The following is a 6,000-nucleotide window of genomic DNA, read 5'->3' on the forward strand; positions in this document are numbered from 1 at the left end:
CGCCTGAACATGGCAGAAAATGCCGTGCCTCGATGGTCCCACCGGGGTGGTGGGGGGATTTCTTTTAGATTGCGGAGTCATGGCGCGGGTGTCGTCGGCGGGCGGCCCGCCACGGAAATCCGGATTTTTCCGGAACGCCTCGTTCCTTCGAAGTCTCGCCATGGCGAACGGCGCATGGTGAACGGCGCATGGTGAACGGCACATGGTGAACGGCATTGAAAGGCGTTCGGCATCGTGCCGTGCTTCGCGATCGGTGTGCCGCGGGCTCAGTTCTCGACGATGGACGGCACTTCACCGGCGGCCGGGGAGTCGGTGCCGCGTCTCTCCCCGGCGGTCCCGGGGACCGATCTCCGCTGCCGCAACGCGCTCGCCGTCAGGGCCGCCAGAGCGGCGAAGGTGATGACGCCGATGACGCCGACGGTGTTCAGCCCGATGGTGAAGGCGTCGCGGGCGGTCCGCAGGAACGGGGCCGAGAGGTCCGCGGGCAGGTCAGCGGCGGCCGCGGTCGCCCCGGCGAGGGTTTCACCGGCCGCCCGCGCGGTCTCCGCGGGGATGCCCTGGGGGAGTGATCCGGCGATGTGGGAGCGGTAGACGGCGGCGCCGACGGTGCCCATGACCGCCATGCCCAGCGTCCCGCCGAAGTGAAGGCTGGTCTCCGAGATCGAGGCCGCGGAGCCCGCCCGCTCTGGCGGTACGGAACCGACGACCAGCCCCGTCCCCAGGGAGACCAGCGGGCCGTCGCCCAGCGCGACGATCGCGATGCCGAGCACCGCGAACGCGAGTCCGCCGACGCTGTCGACCAGCGTCACCAGCACGAAGCCGACCGCCGAGAGCGCCAGGCCGCAGGCGATGGCCGTTCCCGGCCTCATCCAGCGGACGAGGGTGGGCGAGAACACGGCGCCGACGGCCAGTGCCAGGCCCATGGGGGCGTACCACAGGGCCGACATCGCGGGGGACAGGCCGAGCACCGACTGCAGATACTGGCTGACCAGCAGTCCCGTTCCGGCCACCGTCGCGCCGCTCAACAGCATCGTGGCGAGGACGACGCTGAAGGAACGCCCGGCGAACAGGTGCAGGTCCAGTAGGGGGTGTTCGAGGTGTAGCTGCCGCCGTACGAAGGCCACGCCGAACGCCAGGCCCGCGGCGACCGCGGCGACGGCCGCCACCGGTGTCGTGTGATCACCGACGGCCAGCTCCTTGATGCCGTAGATGAGCGGGAGGATGGCGGCCAATGACAGGGCGACGCTGACGAGGTCGAGGTGTCCCGCCTCCGGAGCGCGGTACTCGGGCAGCAGGATCGGGCCCAGGACGAGCAGCAGCACCATGACGGGGACACCGAGGAGGAAGACCGAGCCCCACCAGAAGTGTTCGAGCAGGACGCCGCCGATGACGGGTCCGAGCGCCGCGCCGCCGAACTGGCACGCCGCCCAGAGCGAGATGGCGACACCGCGCTGCCTGGCGTCGGTGAACATGTTGCTGATGAGGGCGAGGGTCGAGGGCATGAGGGTCGCGCCCGCGACGCCGAGGATGGCCCTGGCGGCGATGAGCATGCCGGGACTGGTGGAGTAGGCGGCCAGGACGGAGGCCAAGCCGAAGGCGGCCCCGCCGATGAGGAGCAGCCGTCTGCGGCCGATGCGGTCGCCGAGGGTGCCCATGGTGATGAGGAAGCCGGCCAGGAAGAAGCCGTAGACGTCCGCGATCCACAGCTGCTCGACGCTGCTGGTCCCGAGATCAGCGCTGAGGTGGGGCACCGCGAGGAACAGGACGCCGATGTCCAGCGCGACCAGCAGGGTGGGCAGGGCCAGCACCGCGAGCCCGGTCCACTCCCGGCGACCGGCCAGAGGACCGGCCTCCGCCGTTGTTTCGTCATGCATGGGGTTCTCATCCTTGTCCACGAGTGATTCGGATATCGGGTGCGAGTGGCACCTCTCGTAGACAGGTCGGAGCCGATCCGGGACTCTCGACGCTCGCTTGCCGGTGATTTGTCATGGTTTGGCCATTGCGGTGGCCGGAGGATCTCCGGGGGTGGCCGGATTTCCGGACGCCGGGAACCGGATGTCGAGAACGGGACGCCCGCTCCGACCTGTTTACATGACCGGCCAGAGCCGGGAACCGGAAGGCTTGGAGTGAAGATGTGAAGTACCTGCTGTCGATCTACACGAACCCCAAGGTCTGGAACGCTCTGCCCGAGCGGGTTCGCGACGACGTGTGGAGCGGTCGAGGCCGGTTCGTCGAGACGATCAAGAGAACCGGGGAGTTCCTCGGCGCGAACGCGCTGGAGGACCTGTCGCACAGCGCCGTCATCAAGGTCCGCGACGGGCTGGCCTGGGTCACCGGCGGTCCCTTCGTCGAGGGCGGGGAGTGCCTCACCGGTTACTACGTCGTCGAGTGCGAGAGCACGGAACGCGCACACGCGATCGCCGCGATGATTCCGGACACCAGAATCGAGGGATCGGGCATCGAGGTACGGCCGATCGTTTTCTCGGCGGGCGCGGGTGCTTGATCGCCGGCCTTTTTGCATTGCGACCCGGCATCCGATGCCAGGAAACACCGTGAAACGCCAGGTAATACCGGATAAAGCCGGGAAACAAGGGGCGAGATGGATATATCCGGCAGTTTAGGTTCCTGATATCGCAATCCAGAAGAAGCTTTGATAAACAGTGAAATGGGACCCTTGGTCCGGGTCCGGCAACGGAGGTGGAAACGTGAACGTTCCAGATTTGTTACCGGGGAAGGTGGTCCTGGTCGCGGGGGTCGGCCCGGGCCTCGGCCGAGAGCTCGCGGTGCGTTGCGCCCGCGCGGGCGCCGATCTGGTGCTGGCCGCACGCACCGAGTCCCGGCTGGTCGAGGTGGCCGACGAGGTCAAGGAGATCGGCCGCCGAGCGCTGGTGGTGCCGACCGACCTCACCGATGACGCAGCGGCCGAGAATCTGGTGAGTACGGCGCTCGAGACCTTCGGCCGGGTGGACACGTTCATCCACAACGCGTTCGCGGTCCCGCGGCACGTGCCGGTCATCGAGGTCCATCTCGACGAGGTCCGCGACGGCTTCGAGACCAACGTGTACGCCGCGCTGCGGCTGGTCCGGCTGCTCCTGCCGACACTGGTGGAGAACAAGGGCTCCATCGTGATGATCAACTCTTCGGTCCTGCGGCACTCGAACGAGTTGTGCGGGGCCTACAAGATGGCGAAGGGCGGTCTGCTCGCCCTCGCCCAGACATTGTCGACCGAGCTGGGCCCGAAGGGCGTTCGGGTCAACAGCGTCGCTCCGGGCCCGATCCTGATCGACACGGTGAAGGCTTTCGTCGAGGAGATCGCCACCACGCGCGGCATCTCGTCCCAGGAGGTCTACGGCGAGATGACGAGGACGATCGACCGGCGCAGGCTGCAGGACCCGGACGAGGTCGCCGACGCGGTGATCTTCCTGGCCTCCGACATGGCCCGCGCGATCACCGGGCACTGCCTCGACGTCAACGGCGGAGAGTTCCACAACTGAGGTCACCGCCGCGGACGAAGCCGTCCGCCTCACCCGTGCGGTCCACGTTCTGTCGCCGAGGACGGTGAGGCGGGGCTCCCTGGAACGCTCACGACCCCGTCGGCCCGCGCCGCCGTACGGTCCCGCCCGCCGCCGGTGGCAGGGGGCGGGGTCAGTGGTCGGTTCTGACCTCCTGCGCCACGTCCGTCTCGGCCGCCGGTTCCGCGCCGCCGGGGTTTCCTTCCTGGTTCCTCTGCTTACGGAACAACAACCAGATCATGACCGCGAGGCAGAGCAGGAGGACGGCACCGATCAGGCCGACCGTGTTGAGTCCGTTGGTGAAGGCGTCGCGGGCCGCCCCGAGAAGCTCGGCAGCGGGGCCCGCGGGCAGGTTCGCCGCCGCGGCGGTCGCCCCGGCGAGGGTTTCGTGGGCGGCTTTCGCGGCGTCCGCGGGGACGTCGGCGGGAATGGAGTCCGCCACCTGGGCGCGATAGACGGCGGCGCCGATGGTGCCCATGACCGCGATGCCGAGCGTGCCGCCGAAGTTACCGCTCGTCTCCGACATCGAGGCCGCGGAGCCCGCGCGTTCCGGCGGCACCGCCCCCATGACCAGGCCCGCGCCGAGCGCGAACAGCTGTCCGAGGCCGATCGAGATCACGACACCGCCGATCACGATGAGGGGAAGCCCGTCGACGCTGGGCACCAGGCCGATCATCACGTAACCGACGGCCCCGAGCACCAGGCCGCCGGTGATCGCGAGGCTCAGACCCAGTTTCCGCGCGACGACGGGGGCCGCCAGCGCCGCGCTCACGGCCATGGTCAGTCCCTGCGGTGCCAGCCAGAGCCCGGCCTGCCCGGGGGAGTATCCGAGGTCCGACTGGACGTACTGGCTGATCAGCAGGAACGTCCCCGCCTGCGCGCCGCCCGCCAGCAGCATGGCGGTCAGCGACGCGCTGAAGGTGCCCTCGGCGAACAGGTGCAGGTCCAGCAGCGGGTGTTCGAGGTGTAGCTGCCGCCGTACGAAGGCCACGCCGATCGCCAGGCCGACGACGATCGCCAGAATCGGCACGATCGGCGTGCTGACCGTGCTCACGGCGAGTTCCTTGATGCCGTAGATGACGGGGAGGATGGCGGCGAGGGACATCACGACGCTGACGAGATCGATCTTGCCGGGGGTCTGGTTACGGTACTCGGGCAGCAGGATCGGGCCCAGGACGAGCAGCAGCACCATGACGGGGACACCGAGGAGGAAGACCGAGCCCCACCAGAAGTGTTCGAGCAGGAGCCCGCCGATGACGGGTCCGAGCGCCGCGCCGCCCATCTGGCACGCCGCCCAGAGCGAGATGGCGACACCGCGCTGCCTCGCGTTGGTGAACATGTTGCTGAGCAACGCGAGGGTCGAGGGCATGAGGGTCGCGCCCGCGACGCCGAGGATGGCCCTGGCGGCGATGAGCATGCCGGGACTGGTGGAGTAGGCGGCCAGGACGGAGGCCAAGCCGAAGGCGGCCGCACCGATGAGGAGCAGCCGTCTGCGGCCGATGCGGTCGCCGAGGGTGCCCATGGTGATGAGGAAGCCCGCGAGGAGGAAGCCGTAGATGTCCGCGATCCACAGCTGCTCGACGCTGCTGGCTCCGAGGCCTGTGCTGAGATGGGGGACAGCGAGGAACAGGACGCCGATGTCCAGCGCGATCAGCAGGGTGGGCAGGGCCAGCACCGCGAGCCCGGTCCACTCCCGGCGACCGGCCAGAGGACCGGCCTCCGCCGTTGTTTCGTCTTGCATGGAGTTCTCTTCCTGTCCACGAGTAGTCGGATGCCGACGTGTGCGGCACTTTCACGGATAGGTCGGAGCCGACCTCGCGATCTCGACATCCGTCACCCGCGCGAGGGTTTCGGCCTTTCCCTGACCGGGGCGCCGTCCCGGTTCCCGCAGGTCGGCGCCCCGGCGCGGCTACGTCCAGGAGGGGCGCGGGGACGGGCGGAAAAACGATCGAATTCGTCGGTCCGGGGTGTCGAGAACCCGGCTCCGGCTCCGACCTGTCCGTGAGAGGCGCCGAACGGGCGCCGACGACCGGAGGAGCGAGTTACATGTCGAAGTACATGTTGATCATGCACATAAGCCCCAAGGTCATGGAGAACCTGTCCGAAACGGACCGCAACGAGATCATGAGCGGCCACGGCGCGTTCCAGGAGAAGATCAAGGAGACCGGGGAGTTCGTCTCGACGCACGCGCTGGGCGACCCCTCGAACAGCGCGGTCGTCAGCGTCAACGACGGTGTCACGAGCGTCAAGGAGGGCCCGCTCCTGGACAGCGAGCTGGGCGTCGGCGGCTACTACATCGTCGAGTGCGAGAGCAAGGAGCGCGCCTACGAGGTCGCCGCGCTGATTCCGGACGCGAAGATTGACGGGCTCGGCGTCGAGGTCCGTCCGATCGTGTTCTCGGCCGGCGCCGTGAGGGACGGCAGCGAGTGACGGCGGCCGATCTCGAAGTCGTTGGGGTCGTGCGCCGGGGTGACCTTGACCGCTCCGG

The 6,000-nt window shown here is 68.7% G+C and carries 5 protein-coding genes; 3 read left to right on the forward strand and 2 right to left on the reverse strand.

Annotated elements, in window-relative coordinates; genetic code table 11:
* Positions 1-266 precede the first annotated feature (266 nt).
* Positions 267-1,874, reverse strand: coding sequence for an MFS transporter (locus AB0395_RS34260; RefSeq protein ID WP_366288159.1), 1,608 nt, complete (start codon positions 1,872-1,874; stop codon positions 267-269).
* A 260-nt stretch (positions 1,875-2,134) separates the two neighbouring features.
* On the opposite strand from AB0395_RS34260, the gene AB0395_RS34265 reads away from it, so the two are divergent.
* Together AB0395_RS34265 and AB0395_RS34270 are read left to right on the forward strand one after the other, a co-directional pair.
* Positions 2,135-2,503 (forward strand): YciI family protein, encoded by a 369-nt coding sequence (locus tag AB0395_RS34265; protein WP_366288160.1) that lies wholly within the window; start codon positions 2,135-2,137, stop codon positions 2,501-2,503.
* Between the two features lie 202 nt (positions 2,504-2,705).
* Positions 2,706-3,494 (forward strand): SDR family oxidoreductase, encoded by a 789-nt coding sequence (locus AB0395_RS34270; protein WP_366288161.1) that lies wholly within the window; start codon positions 2,706-2,708, stop codon positions 3,492-3,494.
* Positions 3,495-3,645: 151 nt separating this feature from the next.
* On the opposite strand, the gene AB0395_RS34275 is transcribed toward AB0395_RS34270, so the two are convergent.
* Complete coding sequence (locus AB0395_RS34275; protein ID WP_366288162.1) at positions 3,646-5,253, reverse strand: MFS transporter; 1,608 nt, start codon at positions 5,251-5,253, stop codon at positions 3,646-3,648.
* Between the two features lie 305 nt (positions 5,254-5,558).
* Here AB0395_RS34275 and AB0395_RS34280 point away from each other — a divergent pair, with 305 nt between their 5' ends.
* Entirely contained in the window at positions 5,559-5,942 is a 384-nt protein-coding gene (locus tag AB0395_RS34280; RefSeq protein WP_366288163.1) for a YciI family protein, read from the forward strand.
* The last annotated feature ends 58 nt before the right edge of the window (positions 5,943-6,000 follow it).

Source organism: Streptosporangium sp. NPDC051023, assembly GCF_040689595.1.
Taxonomy (GTDB): Bacteria; Actinomycetota; Actinomycetes; order Streptosporangiales; family Streptosporangiaceae; genus Streptosporangium.